The 25510-nt window shown below is 35.5% G+C and carries 19 protein-coding genes; 13 read left to right on the top strand and 6 right to left on the bottom strand.

The genetic code is table 11. The features are described 5' to 3' along the window. Nucleotide 1 precedes the first annotated feature (1 nt). The 4 genes from K0U91_RS04450 (at nucleotide 2) to K0U91_RS04435 (ending at nucleotide 7603) form a co-directional block, all read left to right on the top strand. Nucleotides 2–3469: a hypothetical protein gene (locus K0U91_RS04450; RefSeq protein WP_220180811.1), complete on the top strand. Its 3468-nt coding sequence runs from the start codon at nucleotides 2–4 to the stop codon at nucleotides 3467–3469. A gap of 99 nt (nucleotides 3470–3568) precedes the next feature. Beyond that, on the top strand, nucleotides 3569–4096 hold the full coding sequence (locus K0U91_RS04445; RefSeq protein ID WP_220571816.1) for a DUF6443 domain-containing protein: 528 nt from the start codon (nucleotides 3569–3571) through the stop codon (nucleotides 4094–4096). 53 nt (nucleotides 4097–4149) lie between these two features. Next, on the top strand, nucleotides 4150–7044 hold the full coding sequence (locus tag K0U91_RS04440; protein WP_220571815.1) for an RHS repeat-associated core domain-containing protein: 2895 nt from the start codon (nucleotides 4150–4152) through the stop codon (nucleotides 7042–7044). A 1-nt stretch (nucleotide 7045) separates the two neighbouring features. Next, nucleotides 7046–7603 carry a hypothetical protein gene (locus tag K0U91_RS04435; protein WP_220180699.1) on the top strand — a complete coding sequence of 186 codons (558 nt, stop codon included), beginning with the start codon at nucleotides 7046–7048 and terminating at the stop codon, nucleotides 7601–7603. A gap of 76 nt (nucleotides 7604–7679) precedes the next feature. Here K0U91_RS04435 and K0U91_RS04430 read toward each other — a convergent pair whose 3' ends face one another. Beyond that, complete coding sequence (locus K0U91_RS04430) at nucleotides 7680–8051, bottom strand: helix-turn-helix domain-containing protein (protein ID WP_220180698.1); 372 nt, start codon at nucleotides 8049–8051, stop codon at nucleotides 7680–7682. Nucleotides 8052–8270: 219 nt separating this feature from the next. Between K0U91_RS04430 and K0U91_RS04425 the strand changes: the two genes are divergently transcribed. Both K0U91_RS04425 and K0U91_RS04420 read left to right on the top strand, forming a co-directional pair. Continuing rightward, nucleotides 8271–10025 (top strand): discoidin domain-containing protein, encoded by a 1755-nt coding sequence (locus K0U91_RS04425; RefSeq protein ID WP_220180697.1) that lies wholly within the window; start codon nucleotides 8271–8273, stop codon nucleotides 10023–10025. Nucleotides 10026–10052: 27 nt separating this feature from the next. Further along, a complete protein-coding gene (locus K0U91_RS04420) occupies nucleotides 10053–10574 on the top strand; it encodes a hypothetical protein (protein WP_220180696.1) in 522 nt (173 codons plus the stop codon). 195 nt (nucleotides 10575–10769) lie between these two features. On the opposite strand, the gene K0U91_RS04415 is transcribed toward K0U91_RS04420, so the two are convergent. Then, nucleotides 10770–13034 carry a TonB-dependent receptor domain-containing protein gene (locus K0U91_RS04415; protein ID WP_220180695.1) on the bottom strand — a complete coding sequence of 755 codons (2265 nt, stop codon included), beginning with the start codon at nucleotides 13032–13034 and terminating at the stop codon, nucleotides 10770–10772. Nucleotides 13035–13319: 285 nt separating this feature from the next. On the opposite strand from K0U91_RS04415, the gene K0U91_RS04410 reads away from it, so the two are divergent. After that, nucleotides 13320–15083 carry a carboxypeptidase-like regulatory domain-containing protein gene (locus K0U91_RS04410; protein ID WP_220180694.1) on the top strand — a complete coding sequence of 588 codons (1764 nt, stop codon included), beginning with the start codon at nucleotides 13320–13322 and terminating at the stop codon, nucleotides 15081–15083. Nucleotides 15084–15133: 50 nt separating this feature from the next. Here K0U91_RS04410 and K0U91_RS04405 read toward each other — a convergent pair whose 3' ends face one another. The 3 genes from K0U91_RS04405 to recJ are packed head-to-tail and all read right to left on the bottom strand — an operon-like array spanning nucleotide 15134 to nucleotide 17850. Beyond that, nucleotides 15134–15472: a DUF3817 domain-containing protein gene (locus tag K0U91_RS04405; RefSeq protein ID WP_220180693.1), complete on the bottom strand. Its 339-nt coding sequence runs from the start codon at nucleotides 15470–15472 to the stop codon at nucleotides 15134–15136. A gap of 57 nt (nucleotides 15473–15529) precedes the next feature. Continuing rightward, complete coding sequence (gene nadD / locus K0U91_RS04400) at nucleotides 15530–16114, bottom strand: nicotinate (nicotinamide) nucleotide adenylyltransferase (RefSeq protein ID WP_220180692.1); 585 nt, start codon at nucleotides 16112–16114, stop codon at nucleotides 15530–15532. 20 nt (nucleotides 16115–16134) lie between these two features. After that, nucleotides 16135–17850 carry a single-stranded-DNA-specific exonuclease RecJ gene (gene recJ / locus K0U91_RS04395; protein WP_219971541.1) on the bottom strand — a complete coding sequence of 572 codons (1716 nt, stop codon included), beginning with the start codon at nucleotides 17848–17850 and terminating at the stop codon, nucleotides 16135–16137. A gap of 215 nt (nucleotides 17851–18065) precedes the next feature. On the opposite strand from recJ, the gene K0U91_RS04390 reads away from it, so the two are divergent. Both K0U91_RS04390 and K0U91_RS04385 read left to right on the top strand, forming a co-directional pair. Then, nucleotides 18066–18776: a ferritin-like domain-containing protein gene (locus K0U91_RS04390; protein WP_219971542.1), complete on the top strand. Its 711-nt coding sequence runs from the start codon at nucleotides 18066–18068 to the stop codon at nucleotides 18774–18776. 25 nt (nucleotides 18777–18801) lie between these two features. After that, nucleotides 18802–19623 (top strand): ferritin-like domain-containing protein, encoded by an 822-nt coding sequence (locus K0U91_RS04385; protein ID WP_219971543.1) that lies wholly within the window; start codon nucleotides 18802–18804, stop codon nucleotides 19621–19623. A gap of 368 nt (nucleotides 19624–19991) precedes the next feature. Here the strand turns inward: K0U91_RS04385 and K0U91_RS04380 are convergent, their stop codons facing one another. Then, nucleotides 19992–21614 (bottom strand): ABC-F family ATP-binding cassette domain-containing protein, encoded by a 1623-nt coding sequence (locus tag K0U91_RS04380; RefSeq protein ID WP_219971544.1) that lies wholly within the window; start codon nucleotides 21612–21614, stop codon nucleotides 19992–19994. Between the two features lie 117 nt (nucleotides 21615–21731). Between K0U91_RS04380 and smpB the strand changes: the two genes are divergently transcribed. The 4 genes from smpB to K0U91_RS04360 all read left to right on the top strand — a co-directional run bounded on the left by smpB (nucleotide 21732) and on the right by K0U91_RS04360 (nucleotide 25506). Then, nucleotides 21732–22190 carry an SsrA-binding protein SmpB gene (gene smpB, locus K0U91_RS04375; protein WP_219971545.1) on the top strand — a complete coding sequence of 153 codons (459 nt, stop codon included), beginning with the start codon at nucleotides 21732–21734 and terminating at the stop codon, nucleotides 22188–22190. 77 nt (nucleotides 22191–22267) lie between these two features. Then, a complete protein-coding gene (locus tag K0U91_RS04370; protein WP_220180691.1) occupies nucleotides 22268–23740 on the top strand; it encodes an OmpA family protein in 1473 nt (490 codons plus the stop codon). Nucleotides 23741–23834: 94 nt separating this feature from the next. Beyond that, the gene (locus tag K0U91_RS04365) at nucleotides 23835–24575 is read left to right on the top strand and encodes a YebC/PmpR family DNA-binding transcriptional regulator (protein WP_220180690.1); all 741 of its coding nucleotides are present in this window, start codon (nucleotides 23835–23837) and stop codon (nucleotides 24573–24575) included. Between the two features lie 106 nt (nucleotides 24576–24681). After that, a complete protein-coding gene (locus tag K0U91_RS04360; RefSeq protein ID WP_220180689.1) occupies nucleotides 24682–25506 on the top strand; it encodes a UDP-2,3-diacylglucosamine diphosphatase in 825 nt (274 codons plus the stop codon). The last annotated feature ends 4 nt before the right edge of the window (nucleotides 25507–25510 follow it).

The raw sequence follows: 25510 nt of genomic DNA, 5'->3' as shown, positions 1-25510 counted from the left end.
AATGAAGAAGATAATATTATCTACAATTTTTTACCTTACAATTATAAACAATTTCAAAACACAAGAAGTAACCAATCATATTCCTAACGTAATTCCTCCTGCTCCATCTGTTAACAATCTTATGAAATTTGAAGAAGTTCCTGTAAGCCATTATACTGGTGTTCCTGATGTTTCCATACCTATCAGTTCAATGTCAACAGGATTGAGTAATGTTAATATCAATTTAAGTTTAAAGTACCATTCTTTAAATCTTAAACCCGAAAATAGAGCCAGTGAAGCTGGAATAGGATGGAGTCTTTTTGCGGGAGGAACAATTTCTAGAACCGTGATTGATCTTCCGGATGAAATTGAAACTATGTCATTTGCAAATCTTACTACAAAAAGGAAATCTGGAATCTATTTAGATGAAACATCTGGTGTACAAAGTGCTAACAGAAATTATACAAAAAAATTTCTTGAAGCAATAGAAAATTCTCCCTCTTCCAATCAACTTTTATTGGATGATGATAATTATCGAAAACTATTATATGAAGCATTCTACCAAAATAAATTTGACACCAGCTATGATTTGTATCAATATAATTTTTTAAATTATACTGGGAGGTTTATTGTGGTTAAAAAAAATGGTGTACTGACTCCCGTTTCTTTGGAAAAGAATAATTTAAAAATAACTTGTGTGCATTCACTGGATACGATCAACTTTTTTGAAATTACAGATGATTTTGGTAACAAATTTATATTTGATATTAAAGAAATTTCAAACACAAGCTATTTTTCATATTCGCAGAATGTTTTATCAGGTGATAATATAAATTCAGGATCTAACAATCAGTATGTTAGCAGTTATCACATGAGTTCCGTAAGAAATTCTTATGATCAAGAATTTGTTTCTCTCAATTATTATCCGGAAAAAGAAATAAATATAGTGAACATTTCAAAGATTAATAGAGGTTATGAAATACCATTGACTTTTAATTCTGATCAATTGTCTTCCGCAAACTCATCACTACCTAAAATAGAAGAGAGCAGTTCAAATATGGTTACTACTAGAACAAGACCATTACAAGAAATTATTATAAAAGACAGAGGGAAATTGACTTTTGAATACGATTTTGGACGTCAGGATTCTAACTACGACGGATCACTCATTGGCAATCTTCCTCGTTTAAAAGAAATTAAAACATTTGATTCAGCTGCAAACTTAATAGACAAGAATGTGTTTTTCCATAATTATGATAATGGATATGATTCAATGAGCAGGCTAAATCTCTACAATGTAAAAAAAATTGACAAAAATAATAATGAAATTTATAATTACAATTTGGAATACTATCCCTATCAGCTTCAAATGACTGAAGATGAATGGAAATATTTAAAATGTAATGATGGGGGTTATTCTTATCGTGAGGAATGTATTAGTGCAGGACAATTAAAATCTATGACGCTCCCTACAAAAGGAAAGGTGGAATTTGATTATGAGGCAAATACATACAGTTACCAGCCAGATTCAGAAAACGGTTCTCCGGATACTGTTGAAATAACAAATTATGACGGAAATGAACTTAATTGGGATCCCGCCTCCTCAAATGTTAATTTTACTAATTTTAATTCCGGATATAAGTTTGCTTTTTCAATTTTAGATGCTGTAAATGTTTCTTTTGATTTTAATTTTGATGTTCTAAATCAAAACAATTATGCTTGGAATCTTAGTTTGGTAAAAAAAAATGGAAACAATTATACCACTGTAGCGATGACGGGACCAGGATTTGGTTCAGGAAATACAAGCAGCTATGTGATTGATCCTAAAATATTACAACCAGGGGAATATTATTTTAAACTAGAAAGATTCTCAGCAGGAAGTGTTTCTAATTTCAGCGTTTGGGTGAATTCATTTTACAAAGTTAAAAATACGAATGATTACCGATTTTTACCTGGTGGCGGCGTGCGGATAAAAAACATTAAATATTTTGATAAAAATAATGGGCCGTTGACACCTCCTTCAAAAATGACGGAGTATTCTTATGAAAGTTTGGACAATCCTAAAAAAAGTAGCGGAGCCCTCGTATTTCCAAAACCTTTTTACAGCTATAAAGATTATTATCATTATAAGTTTTTTTATTATGTAATCCCCGACTATCCTTATTATTATGAAGGTAATAATGTTTTGAATACCTTATCAAAAGATAATTTTTTGAATGTTCAGAAAACAAAAGGGGGTGACGTAGGTTATCAGTATGTTGTTCAAAAAGAAGCAGGTAATGGAAAAACATTATTAAAATTTTCATCACCAATTGACTTTCCTAACCTAACATTGCCAACATTTCTACCTCCTTTTCTTCCAGCAGAAAACTATGATTTTAGAAGGGGGAACCTCCTTAATAAAAAAGTATACCGGGAAAATGAAGCAAATCCGATTGTTGAGGAAGTATTTGAATATAATGAAACGCTTATTGAAAGTATGCCGACTGGAATTGGTTTAAGATTTATCCCAATGCCTGCTTACAGTGAATTTTTGTATGGATCAGTTTTTAAAACGTACGAGGAATATAAAAATGCACATGATAATCAAAGTATAATTATTGATGGGCAAATGATGGTTAATCATCCATACAGGACTTATTGTCTTACACAAACAAAAGATTCCTATAATTTTATAGCCTATTACACAAAGAAGGAAATTATAGGAAAAACCAATTTGGCAAAACATGAAATAATCAACTATTTTCCCAACCAGAGGTTTACGAAGACTACAAAATTATACCAGTACAATTCAAATGATTATCCTACATTGATTAGTCAAACATCATCAGATGGTGAGTCAATTACTACGTCCAATCAATATGCTCCCGAAAAATCAAACACAAGACTTATCAATGCTAATATGATAGGAATTCCTCTGGAAATTTCGGTTCTTAAAAAACATAGTTCTTCTGATCCGGGGAAGATCATTTCTAAAACCGAAACGAAATATGATAACCTTGCTCACTTGTTTCCAAGTTCAGTTTTATCATTTGATTTTCAGAATACCTCTTCTACAGAATTGACTTACGATCAATACGACAGCAGGGGCAATCTTTTACAGTACACGAGTAAGGATGGAATCCCTACGGCCATTATCTGGGGATATAATCAGACTCAGCCTATAGCAAAGGTTAGTGGTCTTCCATATTCTGTAGTTAGCAGTCTGGCGTCAGCGATTGTAGCAGCTTCTGATCTGGACGCTTCGAATCCGTCGAATGAACCTGCACTGATTGATGCATTGGATGCTTTCAGGAGACATTCAGGCTTGGAGGGAGCGCAGATCATGACATATACGTATGATTCATTGATCGGAGTAACAAGCATCACTCCGCCATCTGGAATCAAAGAGGTTTACCTTTATGATTTAGCAAATCGGTTAAAGGAGATCAGGGAAAACGATGCTGCGGGAAAAGTCCTGAAAGAATTTAAATACAACTACAAACACTAAAATCAAACCATGAAAAAAATAATCATTCCAATCAGTACTTTGTTTGTAGTGGGGCTTTCCCATGCACAGAGTCTTAACCTCAGTACAGATGAGAACTATGTGTACACAAAGACATTTCTACATTATCCCAAGCCGACTGATCCGGATCAGACGATAAAAACTTCAGAGACCGTTCAGTATTTAGACGGCTTGGGCAGGCCCAAGCAGATTGTGAATATCAAGGCTTCCCCATTGGGTCGTGATGTAGTGTCCCATATTGTGTATGACCAGTACGGGAGACAGGCGTTGGATTACCTTCCGGTGCCTCAGGGCGGCACGGGTAACGGGGCTATTGTCACAAACCCTCTGTCAAATGCAACACAGACCGACATCTATGGGTCTGAGAAAATCTATGCAGAAAAGCTCCTTGAGAGCTCACCTTTAGACAGAGTAATGGAGCAGAAGCAGGTGGGTACGGCATGGAGCAGTAAACCTGTCAAGTTTGAATATGACGCGAATGCAGACGGAGAGGTCAGGAAATATACGGCAACATTCAATTATTCAACCTTTACTTCTGAGATTGTTTTATCAACTGTGGGTTATGGAGCGAACCAGCTGTATAAGAATACAGTAATAGATGAAGATTAAATAAGACGGTTGAGTTTAAGAACGGTCAGGGCCAGACAGTATTGGTAAGAAAGATGCTGGATGGTACGAGCAGTGCCGATACGTATTATGTATACAATGATTACAATCAGCTGGCTTATGTGATCCCGCCGCTGGCTGTTGCGGCCAATGCAGTTGATCCGACAACCTTAAACAATTTATGCTATCAGTACAAGTACGATTCAAGAAACCGCCTGGTTGAAAAGAGGCTTCCGGGCAAAGGCTGGGAATTTATGCTGTACGACAAACAGGACCGTCTGGTTGCTACCAGGGATGCCAATCTTGAGGCGAAGGGACAGTGGCTGTATACGAAATATGATCAGTTCGGCCGTGTTGTGCTGACGGGGATCAGCACGGGAGGGACACGTACCGTTGAGCAGTCTAATGTGGAGACCTTTGGCAGTAACAATACCCCGAGAATCTCCGCCGTATCTTATACGAGTGAGGGGATGGATGTTTATTACCGGGGATTTTTAACCTATCCTGATAATTCCAAATATGTGAAGCTTTTAAGTATAAACTATTATGATACGTATGCCCCTTACAGTTTCAATCCTGCTTTTCCAACGACGGTTTCCGGTGTTCCTGTGATAACGGATAACAGTACGGGCAGCAATATCAGTACGAAGAGCCTTGCTGTGATGAGTTTTGTAAAAAACATTGAGGATGACAACTGGACCAAAAACTACACCTGGTACGACACCAAAGGAAGGGTGATCGGAAGCCATTCTATCAATCATTTAGGAGGCTATACCAAAACGGAATCTGAGCTGGATTTTGCAGGGGTACCGCAGCAGGCAATCACCAGACATAAAAGATTGGACAGTGATGCAGAAAAAGTAATTACTGAAAATTTCACCTACGATCATCAGAACAGATTACTCACTCACAAGCATCAGGTAGACAACAATCCGGTAGAATACCTTACTCAAAATGAATACAACGAGCTTTCGCAGCTGAAAAACAAGAAGGTCGGCGGAACGAGTCTGGGAAGCGGACTTCAAAGTGTTGATTATGCGTACAACATCCGCGGATGGATGACCAAAATTAATGATCCTGCGAATTTAAACGATAAACTCTTCGGGTATGAAATGAAATATGTCAATCCTGCATCTACTGGGGGAAGATATAATGGCAACATTACATCAGTAGACTGGAAGAAAAGCATAACACCGGGAGAAGAAAGTACCTTAAGAAGATATGAATATAATTATGATCCTCTAAACCGCCTTACAGAGGCCTCATTCTCTACACCCGACTCTGCGGTACCTACCAATGGTTTTTTCAATGAACAAGTACAGTATGATTTGAATGGAAATCTTACTCATTTATGGAGAACAGCACCCTCATTTTACGGCAATTCGGCAGAGCTGGTCGATAATCTGGATTATTATTACGAAGGAAATATGCTTACCCGTATTAATGATGGTACTGGAAACCCTACCGGTTACGAAGGAGGTAATAATACTAACGGATATGACGCAAACGGGAATCTGACCAGTATGCCGGATAAAAAGATTGATGATATTCGTTATAACTATCTCAATCTTCCTTATCAGCTTAAAATAGATAATTACAATAAAAGTTTAAGTTATTTATACAGAGCAGACGGTACAAAACTGAAAAAAAGCTTTATAACATCAAATAGTAATGGTGCAATGTATTCGTCATCTACCGAATATCTGGATGGGTTTCATTATGCCTCTTCTACAGGAGACGAACTGTGGTGGGCTTGGTATAAAGAAACAGGTGAAGCATATGAACCGGAAGCTTTTATCAATATGATTCATGGTTCATCTTATAATAGTGTTTTAAAATTTTTACCCACCTCAGAAGGGTTTTATGATTTTGAAAATAATGAGTATATTTATCAATACAAAGATCATTTGGGAAATGTGAGGGTAAGTTATAAAAATGGAATAGATAACAAACTTACAGTCACAGACAGTAATGATTATTATCCATTTGGAATGAATTTCATAAGAAACCCCGAAGCAGAAGCTTACTTTGGAACCGGAAGTTACAAGAATTATAAGTACAACGGCAAAGAGTTGCAGGAGACCGGAATGTATGATTATGGAGCGAGATTCTATATGCCGGATATTGGAAGATGGGGTGTGGTAGATCCGTTGGCGGAAACTTCAAGAAGATTTAATCCTTATGCTTATGCGTTTAATAACCCAATTAATTTTATCGATCCGGATGGTAGAGAAGGTTTAGGATGGATAGATCAAAGAATGAAAGATGGTTCTCAAAAAGTGACTTACAACGCCAATGTTAATACGGTTCAGGAAGCGATGGAAGCTGGTTACAAAAATGTTTATGGAGTGGCTGAAACAGGTGAGATAACCAATACTTCTGATGGTTCAGTAGCTTATTCTTTAAACGCAGATGGTACGGTTACTGATGCAGCAGGAGAAACTCATAAAGGTAGTTTAACGACTTCGGGAGGTATTAATATAGAAGCAAAAAAAGCTTTTGATATTACTAATTTTTTATCACATCTAGGAAATACAGGAGGAAACTTTTACGCTAATCTTGGAGGTGCAGCTCCTCTAAACCTTGAAAATCCTTTCTTTAGGGGAGATATAGATAAACTTGTTAGTGTTGATGGTTATTTTGGAGGCATCCATAATGGCTTGAGCAGAGGAGATAAAGGACCTCCATCTTTATTAAATTTCATGGTGGACACAATGTCATTGATTGATTTAGCTGTTTCATCGATGAAAGGAGGGAATAACTCCCAAATTAGTAATGATACTGTTGTTATGGCTACATTTATAAATGGTAATAAATACGACTCGGCAGTAATTAAAGTACCTAAAACAGGTGATATCTATCAGAATTGGCATAATGGTAATAATTATGATGAAACTTCTAATCCAAATGTTAGAGCTAAGGTAGATAGCGTTATAAAATCAGGAAGATAGAATGAAAAATCTAATAGTAACATTTTGTTATATTTTCTTATTACAATCTTGTAAAAAAGAAATATCAAAACAAGATTATATTAAAGTAATACAAGGAAAAGAAACTAATACCACGATAATTTATAAAAATGGAAAATTAGTAAGTTCCGAAGTGTTTGATAAAAAATATGGCTATCTAGATAGTAAATATTTATATAAAGACGAGTCTGTTATAAAAATTTATAAATATTATCCAGATAAAAAATTAAATTCTTATTCATATTTATTTAAAGCTCCACATAATTACACGACTGTAGTATATTATAAAAATGGTAAAATATCTAGTGAGGGGGAAGGAGATTATTTTAAAGCTAATAATTTATATTTAAAAAGAGGGGAATGGATTTTTTATAATAAAAGTGGTAAGCCTTTTTCAATATATGGTTTTATGCATGATGGTAAAAAACAATATATTAAAAGAGAAATTTTATTTGATACTATTACAGGAAAAATTAAAAAAGATACAATTTTTAATCCTCCATTTTTAGTAGAGAATGGAGGTTTTGTACCTATTAATTAAATCTCTTCTGCTCTGCGAAGTTTGTAACTTCGTAGCAGATAAACAAAAACCTCGCAGAATGCGAGGTTTTTTTGTTTTATAGAGCAGCAATATTTTTCTGCAGATAATCTTTAAAACGTTTTTTAGAAACGAAAGTTTCAATAAGTTTTAGGAGAATATTTTTTTCTTCAGTATCGAGTTCATTGATAAGTTTTAGTTGTTCCAGAACTGCGGTATCTTCCATAGAAACTTCGTTGGGAACATTATTTTTTTCATTGAAGAAAATAATATCATCAACAGAAATCCCGAAATGTTTAGCGACAAAAACCAATTTATCAACAGGAATATCCTGTTGGTTGTTTTCCATTTTAGAATATCCTGTTCTGTGCGTATGCATCAGATCAGCCATATCTTGTTGTGTTAAACCTTTACTCTCACGGAGTTTTTTTAAGTTGTCGCCTATCTTCATAATGAAAGAATTATACAGCCCCCCGCTACCGCACGATTGTATCGTGTGGTAGATAATGCTTATAAAGCAGCTACATTTTTATTAAAGGAATATCTAAATTTTTGGTAGCATTAAGTATTTATTAATCATCTCACAAACGGCATTACTGTACATATTAAATCATCATTCATCATCAAACCCAAAAAACTTTAATTAAATTTGTCTACAAGAACAGTCCAGATGCAGAAACATATTTTTTTATTAGCCATATTATTAGGATTTTCGATCGATGCCCAACAAAAAACCTACTGCAACCCGATCAATATTGATTACGGTTATACGCCTTTTGAAGTTTTTTCAAAGCAGGGAAAACACCGTGCGACGGCAGATCCGGTGATTGTTAATTTTCAAAAAAAGCTGTTTCTGTTTTCAACCAATCAGGAAGGATATTGGCACAGCGACAATATGCTTGATTGGAAATTTGTCAAAAGAAAATTCCTCAGAGACAACAAATATACTCACGATCTGAACGCTCCTGCAGTTTGGGCAATGAAAGATACTCTGTATGTTTATGGCTCAACCTGGGAATCTGATTTTCCGATCTGGAAATCTACAAATCCCACTGTAGACGACTGGAAAATTGCCGTTGATACCTTAAAAGTAGGAGCTTGGGATCCTGCATTTCATTATGATGAAGATAAAAACAAGCTATATCTCTATTGGGGATCGAGCAACGAATGGCCACTTTTAGGAACTGAAGTAAAGGTGAAAAATCTGCAGTCTGAAGGTTTTGTAAAACCAATTTTGAGATTAAAACCTGAAGATCACGGCTGGGAAAGATTTGGTGAATACAATGACAATGTTTTCCTGCAGCCTTTTGTAGAAGGAGCATGGGTAACGAAGTACAAAGACAAATATTATATGCAGTACGGCGCTCCGGCCACAGAATTCAGCGGATATTCTGATGGAGTCTATGTTTCAAAAAATCCTTTGGAAGGATATGAATATCAGCAACACAATCCGTTTTCTTATAAGCCGGGAGGTTTTGCTAGAGGAGCGGGACACGGAGCCACTTTTGAAGATAATTTTAAAAACTGGTGGCACGTTTCGACGATTTTTATTTCCACTAAAAATAATTTCGAAAGACGTTTGGGAATCTGGCCTGCAGGTTTTGATAAGGATGATGTGATGTACACCAACACCGCTTATGGTGATTATCCTACCCTGCTTCCACAATATGCGCAAGGGAAAGATTTCTCAAAAGGATTGTTCACAGGTTGGATGTTGCTAAATTATAATAAACCCGTTCAGGTTTCGTCAACTTTGGGCGGTTATCATTCCAATAATGCGGTGGACGAAGATATTAAAACGTATTGGAGCGCAAAAACCGGAAATTCAGGAGAATGGTTTCAGACAGATTTAGGAGAAGTTTCGACAATTAATGCGATTCAGGTAAATTATGCTGATCAGGATGTAGAATTTTTGGGCAAAACCGAAGGCAAAATGCATCAGTATAAAATTTACGGTTCTAATGATGGTAAAAAATGGAAAGTCATTGTTGACAAAAGCAAAAATACAAAAGACGTTCCTCACGATTATGTCGAATTGGAAAAACCGGCCGAAGCAAGATATTTAAAAATCGAAAACCTCAAAATGCCGACAGGTAAATTTGCATTGAGTGGTTTCAGAGTGTTCGGAAAAGGAGAAGGAACGAAACCTGCGAAAGTTCAGAATTTTGTTCCGTTAAGAGCTGATGCTAAAAAGTATGGTGAAAGGAGAAGTATTTGGATGAAGTGGCAACAGAATTCAGATGCCGATGGTTATGTGATTTATTGGGGGAAATCTCCGGACAAATTATATGGCAGCATCATGGTATACGGTAAAAACGAATATTTCTTTACCGGAGCCGATAGAGTAGATGCGTATTATTTCCAGATTGAAGCTTTTAATGCAAACGGAATTTCGGAGAGAACTGAGGTGGTGAAGTCTGAATAATTTTAGCAAATTAAGTACAACTATAGGATGGAAAAAGCTGTTCTCGTAGCAAGCATCATAATTCTTGGATATATATTTTACAACTATTCCGATTTCGAAAATAGCGGCATTGGTTATTCTATTATTTTCCTTTGTTTTGCGGCGATTGTATTTTCATATTATAAAATAAAATATCCAAGTGACAGGCATGATTTTTTAACTGTTGAAAAAGAAATCAATGACCTTGAGAATTTTGATGGGATTTTCAGATACGAAGAAAAAGGATTCCGTTTTGTTTTATCAGAGAAGAATGAATTTGTAAAGTGGGATGATATCGTTGAGGTTAATTCTTTCAGCATTCCTTCAGGTTACCGTAATCGACAGACTGGGATTGAAGTGGTAACATCTGATAGAAATTTCGAGTTTAATCAAAAACATATTCCCGGAATTAAAAAATTATCGGACCAACTTTATAGAAATTTACCGCATTGGAACGTTGATTCTCCTTTAGTTCAGATAAATAATTTCGGACTTAAAAAAAACTATTTTGTACAAAAAGCCAGAATTTAGCTCAGATTAATACATGAAAATTTAAAATCAATTAAAATATATTTCTAAAAATTAAATCTAATTCTGTTCAGCATCCTGACCTAAAAGCATTAAAATTAAAAACAGAAATCCCCGAAATTTATTCATACTTAAAGATAGAAAAACCCACCGGTTTCCCGGCAGGCTTTCCCAACAATATAATATGAAGTTTGAATGTTAACGCGTTCTGCTCTTGATGGCATCTGATGCACCTTCGATGTCTCTCACTTTTTTTACTTTCTGGTTTCCGAAGTTGTAGGTGATGCTGAAAGTACCTCCAAATCTGTATTGATCGTTTTTTACATAATTGTAATTTCCGTTAGCCTGATAATCTTCGATCTCAACAACATTGGTTTTTAATACATCGTTTACATTTAAGGCAAATGTCCAGTCGTTCCAGTTTTTCTTGATGCTTAAATCTAAACTCATAAGATCTTTCAGCATTCCTAATTCAATCTGCTGTTTGTCTACATAGAAATAGTTGACGCCTAAAAACCAGGTTTTCTTTTTGTCTAAGCGAATGGTATTGTTTGTTTGAATAAGAACACTTGTTGATTTGATATTATTTCTGTAAACAATTTGGTTTCCGTCTTTATCTAAAAATATATCTCCGTTGGTAGGATCTGCTGCCAAAACACCATTGTTTACATTATGTTGCACACCGATATTGAAATTTAACGTCAGATATTGCTTAAAAAATGATTTTTGTATCCCTAACATGGCTGACATTTCTTGCTTATCTCCAAAGTTGGTTCTGATATATCGGAGCACATTCTGTTCGCTGATGGTACCATCCATAGATTTTGCATACCCTTGTAATGGCACCTGAGTAATTTGATCTTTAAAATAAGAATGATTTAAAATTAAAAAGTAAGAACTCTTATACATATAGGTCAATTCCTGATTATAAGTTGAAGATGCCTTTACAAAAGGGTTGTTTTGGGTGTAGTTATACTCCGTAAGAATATTTCTTACAGGATTCAGTTCCCAGAAACTTGGTCTTCTCATTCTGCTAGAGAATGCATAAGAGATATTATTTTTATCATTGATGGCATAATTGAAACTCAGATAAGGAAGTATATTGTTATAATCTCTTTCGATTCGTCTGTATTCCGGTGCGGCATTGTCTGATGTTCCCAAGCTGTTGGTCATCTCATATCGGGTACCAATTTTTCCAGAAAATTTATCAGAGAATTTCTTTTCAAGCGTTAGATACGCACCATAAATATTTTCATCATAAATGAAATGGTTTGGTGTTGATATAGGAATATTATTACCTGCCATAAAAGCATCATTCTTTGTGTCGTTATCAGTTTTGGTTTTGTTAAAATTCCCTCCTACAGCTAATGTAAAATCATTTTTAAATTTCTGAATATAATCTACTGTTCCTGAGAAATTGTTAATAATCTGTGGCAGGTTTTGATAGATAGTTTGGCCTATTGCACCATTATTTCCTGTTGCATCAGATAAAATGGTTTTGTTATCGGTAAACTGAAATCTTTTGAAATTCAGATAAGCAGCGTTTACATTTAATTTACTGCCCAGAGAATCGGTTTTCAACTCATAGTTTAAATTCACCGAGTTGTTGTACGAACGTGCATCTTCTTTATTTCTTGAGTACGTATAATTTGTACTGTAAGAATTGTTGACCTCATCGAAAGAACGAACGGTATTAAATAAATTGACTGTCGAATTATAGCTTTTATTGGCAGATGAGTTCCATGAAAGAGCTAGATTGCTCTTGTCTGTCAGTTGATAATCCAGATTCAGATAACCTCCGATGTATTGGTTTGGGTCATCAATGTCCCCTACAGACTGATTAGAAGAAGTGCTGTTTCCGTTTCGTAACACGTAAGATTGAGCCTGAATATTTTCTCCGCCATATAAATTGGCACTGATTCCCAGTTTGTCTTTTCTGTAGTTGGTAGAGAAACTTGCAGAACTTGCATTGTATTTATTCTGAGAATTAGACATTCTCATGTTTCCGCTGAGCCCGTCACTCATTTTTTTCTTCAAAACGATGTTGATGATTCCATCAGATGACTCAACCTGGAATTCGCTTCCCGGAACAGTAATCACTTCTATTTTCTGAATGTTTTCAGCAGGAGTATTTTTCAAGAACTGAGTTACAGATTCTGCATCCATATTGGTTTTTCTTCCGTTGATGTAGATCAGCGCATTGTTTTTTCCTGCAATTTTTAATGTTTTATCGTCCGTTGTAGAAAGTAATGGTGTTTGTCTCAATAAATCAAACGTTGTATTTCCTTTGGTTACCGGTGAAGCTGCAACATCATACACGAAACGGTCACTTTGCTTTTTGAAGACTTGTTTGGTCAAAACAACTTCTTCTATTTTTTTAGTTTTTAGTGAATCTTGTTTTTTTTCCTGAGCAAAAGTAAGCCCGGTAAAAAATATAGCGGCGATGAGTAGTGGCGTTTTCATGATATTAGAATTTAAATAGTTTTAGATGCTTGTATTTGTTATTATTGAACATTGCAAAGATATGTAATAAATTTAGTATCATGCAATACAAAGTAGTAAATATGTTTGTTTATTAAATTTAACTAATTGATAATCAGATAATAAAATTTCAAATAAAAATTCGCTTACCTTGAGTTTCTGTATAATTAGACAACTCGAACTGCAATTTTGTTACATTAAAAAATAAAATATTTAAAATCACTAATTTTTGATTAATTTAGATTCCACAAAAAAAAATAATAATTTATGACAAAACTTTACTCATTATTAATGATTCTTGTGCTTTTGATATCATGTAAAAGCGATTCTTTTATTGATTACGAAAATCAACAGCAAGGAAATCAGCAAACCAACTTTAATTTCGGGAATAATACCCAAAGGAATTTTCACGGTTTGGTTTTATCGACAGACGGAACTCCAGTTTCCGGAGCAACAGTGACGATTGGTACTGCAACTGCACAAACCAATGCAAAAGGCATTTTTGCAATTAAAGATGCCAACGTTAAAGAAAATTTCGCTTATGTAAAGGTTACAAAAGCGGGCTTTGTAAATGGTGGGCGTACCATGGTTCCTACCAGTGGGAGCAATAGGATCAACATCATGATGATTCCTGCAACCAACACCGCAACAATTGCATCAGGAGCTGTTGCTACAGTATCTTTACCGAACGGTACCAAAGTGAAATTCGACGGAAGTTTCAAAGATGCAAGCGGTGCTGCGTACAGCGGAAATGTAAATGTAGCAATGTTTCATCTAAAACCTTCAGATCAATATCTGAACGAATTGATGCCGGGATCTCTTCTTGCAAACAATATCGATGGAAATGCCAGAATCATGGAAACTTTCGGAATGCTGCATGTACAATTGACAGGCGCTTCTGGACAGAATCTTCAGATTGCTACGGGGCATACTGCTGAAATGACGGTTGCATTAGATGCAGCGCAAATGTCTACAGCTCCGGCTACTATTCCATTATGGTCTTTTAATGAATTTACCGGAATATGGCAGGAGGAAGGTTCAGCTACAAAGGTTGGAAATACTTATGTAGGAAACGTAAGTCATTTCTCTTGGTGGAATTGTGATGCGCAATTTGAGCAATGTATTTTAAAAGTTCATATTCAAAATTCTGCTGCACAACCTTTGACTAATGTAAAAGTGCAAATACTGAGACAAAACCAGACTTCGACTTCTGCAACTACAGATGGAAACGGAAATGCGTCAGGAATTATACCTGCTGGCGAGAATTTAACTATGAAAATTCTTGATGCTTGTAATAATGTGATCATGACCAGTAATATTGGGCCTTTTACAACCAATTCTACCAATACATTACCTGCAATTACAATTTCGCAGAGTTTAAGTAATACGGTTACCATTACAGGTACTCTTAAGGATTGTTCTGGTACTAATGTTACAAACGGAATTGCCTATTTATCTTATCCTTCAAGTAGTTCAAATTATTTTTCTTCTTATTCTGCACAGGTAACTAATGGAAGCTTTTCTTTTAATGTTTTGAGTTGTGCAACAAGTCAGCAATTAACTTTTCTGGGTTCAGATTTCACAAATCTTCAAACAACAGGAAATATTAACTTTACTGCGACGGCTCCTACAACTAATTTGGGCAATCTTACTGTTTGTACTGCTACCACAGAGTTTGTTACAAGTCAAACAGATACGCAACCGATAAATTACTTTATCACTCCAATTTATGCAGGTTTTAATGCGCAATCTCCAATCGGTGGAGGAGGATTTAATGTAAGTTCACAAAATGCGACAGGCAGTTTTTATTTAACTTCCCAAGGCATATCTGGAGTTGGAACTTATACCTCTAATTTTAGTTTAGAATCTTCAGGGGGAGCAATTAACGCTAACGGAAATAATCTTACGCTACAAATCAGTAATTATGGAGCAGTAGGACAATATATTGATTTTACAATAAACGGAACATATACCAATACTACAGGTTCACATACATTGAGTGTGACAGGACACGTTATTAGAGATAACTAATTGATAAAATTTAAATAATAAAAAAAGAGGCTCTTTTGAAGCCTCTTTTTTTATTCTCGGTCAAAACGGGCCAATTTTTTATCGATCCAAATAGTGGCAAACGGAAAAAAAGCAGCGATCAAAGCGAAGACTGTATCTTCATCATCCCAAGTGTATATTTTTCTTATCGAAGGCAAAAATAAAAGGTAAAGTGTAAAAAACAATCCATGAATACTTCCGATTGTGCTGATGTAAATAATAGGTAAAACGCCTTCCGGGTCAATGCGTATCCATGTCATTGCAGTAAAAAGAAAAAACCACGATATAGCTTCTGCCATACAGATTTGCTTAAACCATCTGATGAGCTTTTCCTGGGAATATTTTGAGAAAAAATTTTCAATGAAATTCATGATACTTAAGAATTAATTTTGCCTAACATCTAAAATCTAACATCTAACATCTAACATCTATTTATAAAAACTGCTCCCGTCCAAATATTCAAAAACCTCCGGCGGAAGCATCGGTCTTACATTTTTTCCTTCTTTGATCATACTTCTGATTTCGGTTGCTGATAATTCGATAACAGGTGCTTTGATCATCGAAATATTTTCATGCTGAAGATATTCAGAATCTTTTTTCTCACTCTCAAAAACTCTAGGGTAAACGATGATATGATGATTTTTAATTAAAATATCAGAATTTTTCCATTTTTGGAGTCCGTTGAGGTTGTCTTCTCCCATGATCAAACTGAAAGAACATTCCGGATATTTTTCTTTAAGATACGTCAATGTATCAATCGTATAACTAGGAGTAGGTAAAGAAAACTCTACATTTGAGGCTCTCATCTTAGGATAATTTTTTACGGCACGCTGTACCATATCCAGACGGTTGTGATCTTTGAGAAGTGATTTTTTTTCTTTAAAAGGATTCTGCGGACTCACCACAAACCACAATTCATCCATATCCGAATTTTCCAGAATATAATTCGCCAAAATTAAATGACCGATATGAATGGGATTAAAAGAGCCGAAAAATAAACCGATTTTTTTCAAGGTTGAGGCTGAGTTTAGGGTTAGTCTTCTCTAAATTTTACATCTCGGATGTTCAAGTAATGCGTCACATTACCTTTCCAATGATTTTCTTCTAAAGTAAAAGCAATATCAAAAGATTTATTTCTAAAATCATCAGCAAACTGCCCCAGCTTAAAACCTACACATTCTATATTTCTTCCGGTAGATTCCTGCTTGATATAAAACTTGAGGTGATTGTTATCTTTTCCCATCGTTTTTAGATAACCTGCAATTTTTTGATTTCTTAAAACCAGGTTGGGCTTCATATTCTGGGGACCAAACGGTGCAAGTTTTCTGTGGAAATTGATAAAATCTCTGTTGATTTCATCGGCTTCAATGTCAGAATCAATGGTGATCGATGGCTCTTTCTGGTGATCTTTTATTTTTTCTGCAACCGTTTTTTCGAATTTTATTTTAAAAGCTTCAAACTTATCTTTTTCCATAGAAAGTCCTGCAGCTGCGTGATGACCACCAAATTTCAGAAAATATTCTGAACAAAGATCCAATGCTTCGTGCACGTCAAAATCTGAGACAGATCTCGCAGAAGCAACCATTTCGCCATTGTTTCCGTCGGTAAAAACCAATGTCGGTTTGTAGTATGTTTCTATAAGTCTTGAGGCAACAATTCCGATCACTCCTTTATTCCATTCAGGATGATAAACGATGGTTGCATATTTTGTTTCCTGATGAGATTCTATCACCTGGTTTAATGCAGAAAGGGTAGAGTTCATATCGAGCTCGCGTCTTTCGTCATTTAGGTTCATGATATCGCCTACGATTTGGTGAGCGTGTTTCAGGTTGTCTGAAACCATTAGTTCTACTGCGGCTTTACCATGAGAAATTCTTCCCGCAGCATTTATTTTTGGAGCGATTTCAAAAACAATATTTGAAATCTCAAAATGTGAAAGTTTATCTTCAGGTATCAGAAGTCTTAAGCCAAGATTGCGTGTTTTTCTAAGAACCTTAAGCCCCATTTTTGCCAAAACTCTGTTTTCACCGGTCATAGACACAATATCTGCAGCAATAGAAATAGCAAGTAGATCAGTAAGTTCGAATAGTTCGGTCTCAGGAATTTTATAAATAGTATTTAATCCCTGACACAATTTAAAGCCAACACCGCATCCTGAAAGTTCCTTAAACGGATATCTACAGTCGCTCCTTTTGGGATCTAAAACGGCTACGGCATCAGGAATTTCGTCTCCCGGTAAATGGTGATCGCAGATGATGAAGTCAATGTTTTTTTCTTTGGCATAATTGATCATATCAATCGCCTTGATTCCGCAGTCTAAAGCGATAATCAGCGAAAAACCGTTTTCGTTGGCAAAATCGATTCCTTCAGTAGAAATCCCGTATCCTTCAGAGTTTCTGTCTGGAATATAAAAATCTAAATATTTTTTTTGAACAATTTTTCTTAAGTAAAGGTAAGTAAGCGCAACAGCTGTAGTTCCGTCAACATCATAATCGCCGTACACCATTATTTTTTCTCCGTTTTCAATGGCTGTTGCAATTCGCTCAACTGCTTTTTGCATGTCTGCCATCAAAAAGGGATTGTGAATGTCCGTAAAGTTGGGTTTGAAAAATTCACGCGCCTTTTGGTAATTGTCAATCCCTCTAAGAACCAACAATTTGGATTCGAATGTGCCAAATCCCAGCGATGAACTCAATCTATCTACGGTTTCTTCATCGGGTTCGGGTTTATAAATCCATTTTTGACTCATTTCACAAAAATAAGGAAAATTTATTTTAAAAGCTACCAGAATATAATCTTAGAAACAATTACAGAGTAGTTTTCAATTATTTTATTTACAGCGTTTTAAGGAATTTTAAGGAATTAAGTGAATAAATATTAAAAAAATATAAACATTATGAAAACCAAAAGAAATTTATTGTCGTAGATACCATTAAAGTACTAAACCTTTAATAAAATAATATTATGAAAAAACCAATTAATGTTTCTAACCAGGGAGCCACCCTGGATACCAGCAGAAGAAACTTTTTAAAGCTAGGCGGTATTGGTATAGCCATAGCCGGACTTACTTTAGTAGGCTGCGATGACGACAATTTTCAATACAATGATAATAAGATATTTGATTTGGGAATGGGCGATGTCGGTGTTTTGAACTATGCATACGCTCTTGAACAATTAGAAGCCGATTTCTACACGAAAGTGGTGAACAACTTCTACGGAGGGATTTCTGTTGCTGAAAAAGATATTTTAACAGACATTTATCACCACGAGGTAATTCACAGAGATTTTTTCAAAGCAGCAATTACAGGTGCTACGAATAATGTGTTACCAACGCTTGAATTTCAGTACCCAAATGTAAACTTTAATGATAGAAATTCAGTTTTGGCTACTGCAAAAGCTTTGGAAGACACAGGAGTTGCAGCGTACAACGCCGCAGGGAAGTATATTACCAACCCTACTTATCTTGTGCTTGCAGGTAAAATTGTTTCTGTAGAAGCGAGACATGCGTCAGCGATTAGAGATTTGATTAATCCTTTAACTGCAGCTTTCTCAGGAGATGATGTAGTAGATCCTAATACAGGACTTGATGTAGCAAAAGAACCGAAAGATGTTATTATGGCAGCCGGAGGATTTATTAAAACTCCATTTACCTGGAAAGAAAGAGGTATTAACTAATTATTCACTTCAAAAATCTATTATTATGAACATTTTAAAATTATTAGATAAACTTTCTGACGATTCTTTTTTTACAAAACAAACGTCTAGACTAGATAATCTTTCAGATATAACTTCATTTGGTAAAAAAGCGGCAGTTGCAGCAATACCATTAGGATTAGGAAGCTTTATGGCAACTTCTGCTAAAGCAGAAACTAAGACAGGACCTACGTTAGCAATGAAAAGTGCATTGACGGATGCTCTGCAATTGGCTTTGACTTTAGAATATTTGGAAGATGAATATTACAGAATTGGTTTGAATACTGCAGGTTTAATTCCTACAGGAGATAGAGCGGTTTTTTTACAGATTTCTAAACATGAGGCAGCTCACGTTACTTTTCTTAAAAGTACATTAACGTCATTAGGGACTGCTCCGGGTGCTAAACCAACTTTTGATTTCACTGTAAACGGTGCATTTACGCCATTTACAAATTATCAACAATTTCTTACGTTAGCTCAGGCTTTTGAAGATACCGGTGTAAGAGCTTACAAAGGACAGGCTGGAAATGTAATGTCAAATGGGGCAGTACTTCAGGCAGCACTACAAATTCACTCTGTGGAAGCAAGACATGCTTCAATGGTTCGTAGAATGCGTGCCAATAAAGGATGGATCGAGTTAGCAAGTGGCGGAAGTGGAAGTGGCGGTATGCCACCTGCAACAAACGCGGTTTATGCGGGTGAAGATGTTACGATGCAGGCAGGATTTAATACTGCAACCGCTTTCGGAGCTGCAGCAGGTTCTGCGGCATATGACGAGATCTTGACCGGTGCTGAAGCTACAGCTATTGCTTCTTTATTTATCGATTAGAACACAATTTACATATATTTAACCTTTTCTGCCATGGTGGGAAAGGTTTTCTTTTGTAAGAAAAGTATTGACTTCACATAAAATAAATATTTATTATATAAAAGATTCTACTGGAACGGCACAATGTGGTTTTAAGAAAATGTTTGATTCGCATTCCGACAGTAATAAAAGAGCTGAAGCTATAAAAAAGAGAGCTGGAAAAAGACGGTTTATATAAGATCCGGAAATGGTGTCTTTACCGGCTACTAAACAAATTAGTCGGCCTTTATTGGGCGATTTTTAATGAGATGTTCAGAAGTTTTTGTGAAGATTTAGATGTAAAAAAAGCGTTTCGAAAAGAAACGCTTTAAATAAATTTGAATATATCCTTAAGAATACATTTTTTCTCTTAATTCTTTGATCTTCTTATCAGCAAGATACTCATCATAAGTTGTTTCTCTGTCGATAATCCCTTTTGGAGTCAGCTCAACAATTCTGTTACAGACTGTCTGAAGCATTTCGTGGTCATGAGAAGACAATAACAAGTTACCTTTAAAATTAGATAATGAATTGTTTAATGTTGTAATACTTTCAAGATCTAAGTGATTGGTAGGTTCATCTAAAAGTAAAACGTTGGCTTTCTGAAGCATCATTCTGCTGAACATACATCTCATTTTTTCACCTCCGGAAAGCACCTTACAAGATTTTAAAGCTTCATCACCGGAGAATAGCATTCTTCCTAAGAACCCTCGCATAAATTCTTCGTGACGCTCTTCATCATTCTTGGTGAATTGTCTTAACCAATCAACTAAATTAATATCTTCCTGAAAGAAAGAAGTATTATCTAAAGGCATATGAGATTGGTTTGTTGTTACTCCCCATGCTACGTTTCCCTTATCGGCCTGAGCATTTCCTGCCAGAATTTCAAAAAATTCTGTGATTGCTAATGAATTTTTAGATATTACAGCAACTTTATCGCCTTTTTTAAGATTTAAATCAATATTTGAGAATAATAATTCGCCGTCTTTGGTTTTTTCAAGGCCTTTAATATCTAAAATCTGATCTCCGACTTCTCTCTCCATTTCGAAAATGATTGCAGGATATCTTCTTGAAGATGGCTTAATGTCGTCAATATTTAATTTGTCGATCATTTTCTTTCTTGCAGTTGCCTGCTTAGCTTTAGCAACGTTTGAGCTGAATCTCGCTATGAAATCCTGAAGTTCTTTCTTCTTCTCTTCAGCTTTTTTATTAGCCTGAGCTCTTTGTCTTGTTGCCAGCTGAGAAGCCTGGTACCAGAAAGAGTAGTTACCAGTATAAAGGTTTAATTTAGCATAATCTAAATCACCAATGTGCGTACAAACGGTGTCCAAGAAGTGACGGTCGTGAGATACAACTATTACAGTGTTTTCATAATCAGCCAGGAAATCTTCTAACCACGCGATGGTATCAATATCAAGGTCATTCGTAGGCTCATCCAAGATCAGTACATCTGGATTTCCGAATAGAGCCTGAGCCAAAAGTACTTTTACTTTGTCCTGATTCTCAAGTTCGCTCATCATCTGCCAGTGCATACTATCTTTAATGCCTACATTAGAAAGCATGGTTTGTGCGTCAGATTCCGAGTTCCAGCCACCCATTTCGTCATATACTACGCCCAGTTCGCCAGCTTTTATTCCATCAGCATCAGAGAAATCTTCTTTAGCATACAAAGCGTCCATCTCTTCTTTTATCTCAAATAATTTTTTGTTTCCTCTCAAAACAGCTTCAAGCACTGTGAATTGATCATATGCAAAGTGATCCTGCTCCAAAACAGACATTCTTTTCCCTGGTTCTAGGGACACCTGTCCGGTAGTTGGATCCTGCTTTCCTGTTAATATTTTAAGGAATGTAGACTTTCCTGCACCATTTGCTCCGATGATTCCGTAGCAATTTCCTTTTGTAAACATGATGTTTACCTCGTCAAAAAGAACTCTCTTCCCAAATTGTAAAGATAAGTTAGATACTGTTAACATATTGTTTTGTAAATTTGGCGCAAAATTACGAAAAGAATTCGGGTAATTATAATAATGTAATACTCAAGTTTTTAATGTGGTGTATTTTTGTATATTACATGAATGAAATTCTAGGAAATGAAGATTGAAAAAACTGTTAACATATTAAATAGAAGAGCACGTTTCGAGTATGAGTTTATAGAGGAAGTGGAAGCCGGAATGGTGCTTACCGGAACCGAAATAAAATCTTTACGCTCTTCTAAGGCATCTATCTCAGAAGCCTTCTGTCAGTTCATCGACGGAGAATTGTACATCATTAATATGATGATTGATGAATATAAACTGGGCACTTTTTATAATCATAAAACAAAAAGGGAACGAAAGTTGCTGTTGCACAAAAGAGAATTGTTAAAATTCGAAAAAAAGTTGAAAGATGCAGGTAATACCATCATACCTCTTAAACTGTACATAAATGATAAAGGTAAAGCCAAAGTATTGATTGCATTGGGAAGAGGTAAAAAACTTTTTGATAAACGAGAGACCATTAAAGATAGAGAAAATAAACGTGACCTCGATAGAATATTAAAGAAAAGTTAAAAATCATCCTGAAAACTTTGTTTATAAAGAAAAATTATATTTATTTTGCAATATCAATTATTTAATCATTTAATTCTATGAAAAATCTAAAATTAGGAATTTCAGCATTGGCGCTTACTGTGGCCTCTACTGTTTTCGCTCAGACTACCAACAATCCGTGGTTAATCGGGGTTGGTGCTCACGCGGAAAACCATAAAGCACAGGCGGGTAACTTTAGTAACACGTTTTCTGCTACAAATTTGACAAAGACAATGTTCAACGTGAACAATTTCTCAATCACTCCACCATTATCTAAACTTACTGTTGCAAGAAACATCGGTAAAGGTTTGGTAATTGACTGGCAGACTACTGTTGGGAATGTTGAAAATCAAAGATTCAACATGGGTAAAGAATTCATGTTAATGACAGGTCTTGGTTTCCAAGCTAAGGCAGCTGGTCTTATTTGGAATGAAGAATCTTGGTTTGACCCTTATTTAAGAGTTGGTGCTAACTACTTGAGACATGATTATACTGCTCTTACTTTCCCAAGAACAGACTGGAGAGGAGAAAGTGTTTCTAACGGTGAAAACGGTAACGAAAACGGTAAAGCAAATTTCTTTGCAGTTGCTGCTGGTGCTGGTGCTAACTTCTGGTTGACTAAGAACTTCGGTCTTGGTATCCAAGGTGATTATGTTACCACTCCTGGAGATAAGTCTACAGTTGCAAACTTCTGGCAAGCTTCTGCATCTTTAAACTTTAGATTTGGAAACAGAGATAGAGATAAGGATGGTATTTTAGATAAAGACGATTTGTGTCCAGATACACCAGGTTTACCAGAATTCCAGGGATGTCCTGATACTGATGGAGATGGAGTTCCAGATAAAGACGATCAATGTCCAGAAGTTGCTGGTCCGGTTGAAAACAACGGTTGTCCTTGGCCAGATACAGACGGTGACGGTGTAATCGATAAAGATGATGCTTGTCCTACAGTTGCAGGTCCTGCAGAAAACAATGGTTGTCCTTGGCCAGATACAGACGGTGACGGTATCTTAGATAAAGATGATGCTTGTCCTACTGTTCCAGGTCTTCCAGAATACAACGGATGTCCTAAACCAAGAATTGTTACAGAAAAGGAAATTGATGAGCAAGTTAAAAGTGTTTATTTTGATTTCAACAAAGCGACAATTAAAGCTGAATCTACTCCTGCTTTAGACAAAGCTGCTGATATCATCAAGAAAGATGGAGGTAACTATTTGTTAGAAGGTCAAACTGATGCTAAAGGTTCTGAAGCATACAACTTAAAATTATCTAGAGAAAGAGCTGCTGCGGTAGTTGCTGCTTTAGATGCAAGAGGTGTAGATGCTAATGCATTAAAATCAATTGGTGTTGGTGAAGCTAAAGCTAAAGTTTCTGAAAAAGCTTCTGATGCTGAAAGACAAGCTGATAGAAAAGTAGTTGTTAAAGCTATTGAAGACGCTGCTCAATGGAATGCGATCTCTAAAAGAGATTACGAAGACGCTCCAGTGAAAAAAGCTCCAGCTAAGAAAAAAGTAGTTAAAAAGAAAAAATAATTAATTTTTCTACATAATAAATACCTCCGGATTTTCCGGGGGTATTTTTTTTATTGTTGATTTTAAGTAATTTTGTTGAAATTTAAAATATAAAATGGGAAGAGCGTTTGAATATAGAAAAGCTTCGAAAATGGCACGTTGGGATAAAATGGCCAAAACTTTTTCTAAAATCGGTAAAGACATCGCATTAGCAGTAAAAGCCGGCGGTCCTGATCCTGAAGCAAATCCGGCATTACGCAGATGCATTCAGAATGCAAAGGGTGCAAATATGCCTAAAGATAACGTAGAAAGAGCCATCAAAAAGGCAAGTGGAGCAGATGCGGAAAACTATGAAGAGATCAACTATGAAGGTTACGGACAAGGCGGTGTTGCTTTTTTTGTTGAATGTACGACCAACAATACAACCAGAACTGTAGCCAACGTTAGAGCGACCTTTAATAAATTTGACGGTAACTTGGGAAAGAATGGTGAATTGGCTTTTATTTTTGACAGAAAAGGAATTTTTAGCATTGATAAATCACAAATCAAGATGGATTGGGACGATTTTGAAATGGAAATGATCGATGGTGGAGCAGAAGATGTAGAAAAAGATGAAGAAGAAGTAATGATTACCACTGCTTTTGAAGATTTTGGTTCACTATCTCACAAATTAGATGAGCTCAAAATTGAAGTCAAAAGTGCAGAACTTCAGAGAATTGCCAATATTACTAAAGAAGTTACAGAAGAGCAGTTTAAGGCAAATATGAAAATGCTTGACCGTTTTGAGGAAGATGATGATGTACAAAATGTTTATCATAACATGGAAATTACAGATGAACTTTTAGATTCTCTATAAAATATAATATAGCATTCATATACAATTCATTTTCAAGTAGTTTCTTTGCATAAATCATTTTATTAAAATTGCTAAAAGGCAATGCATGATAAAATAAAATCTGCAAATGAAAAGAAACGTTGAATTGGTTGTCATTTCGGATGTACATTTGGGAACTTACGGATGTAAGGCTAAAGAATTGTTGAGGTATCTCAATTCTATTCAACCAAAAACATTGGTCTTGAATGGTGATATTATTGATATCTGGCAGTTTAAAAAGTCTTACTTCCCTAAGACTCATCTCAAAGTGATCAAAAAAATTATTTCATTTGCCACAAAATCTACAGATGTATACTACATCACAGGCAATCATGATGAAATGTTCAGAAAATTTACCGATTTTGAATTAGGTAAACTAAAAGTCATCAATAAACTTTGCCTAAATTTAAACGAAAAGAAAACCTGGATTTTCCACGGTGATGTTTTTGACGCGTCTGTGCAACATTCGAAATGGATTGCAAAATTAGGAGGAAAAGGCTACGATCTTTTAATAGTTATTAATAATTTGGTCAATTGGATTTTGGATAAGATGGGTAAAGAAAAATATTCATTTTCTAAAAAAATCAAAAACAACGTCAAAAAAGCAGTTAAATATATTGGTGATTTTGAATTGACAGCTTCCGAGCTAGCGATTGATAATGGGTATGACTTTGTAATCTGCGGACACATTCATCAGCCACAAATTCGAGAGGTAGTTACTAAAAAAGGCTCATGCACTTATCTAAATTCCGGTGACTGGATAGAAAATCTTTCCGCTTTAGAATATAACTGCAACGAATGGAATATCTTCCATTACGAAGAGCATCAACATTTGTTGAAAGATGACGAATCGGAAGAAATTCAGGACATGAATAATTCTGACCTTTTAAAAATAGTTACCCAATTTACATAATTTG

Origin of the sequence: Chryseobacterium sp. LJ668, from assembly GCF_019613955.1 — a bacterium.
Classification (GTDB): Bacteria; Bacteroidota; Bacteroidia; order Flavobacteriales; family Weeksellaceae; genus Chryseobacterium.
Note: the sequence above shows the minus strand (reverse complement) of the source record. Positions and strands in the feature narration are given on the sequence as shown.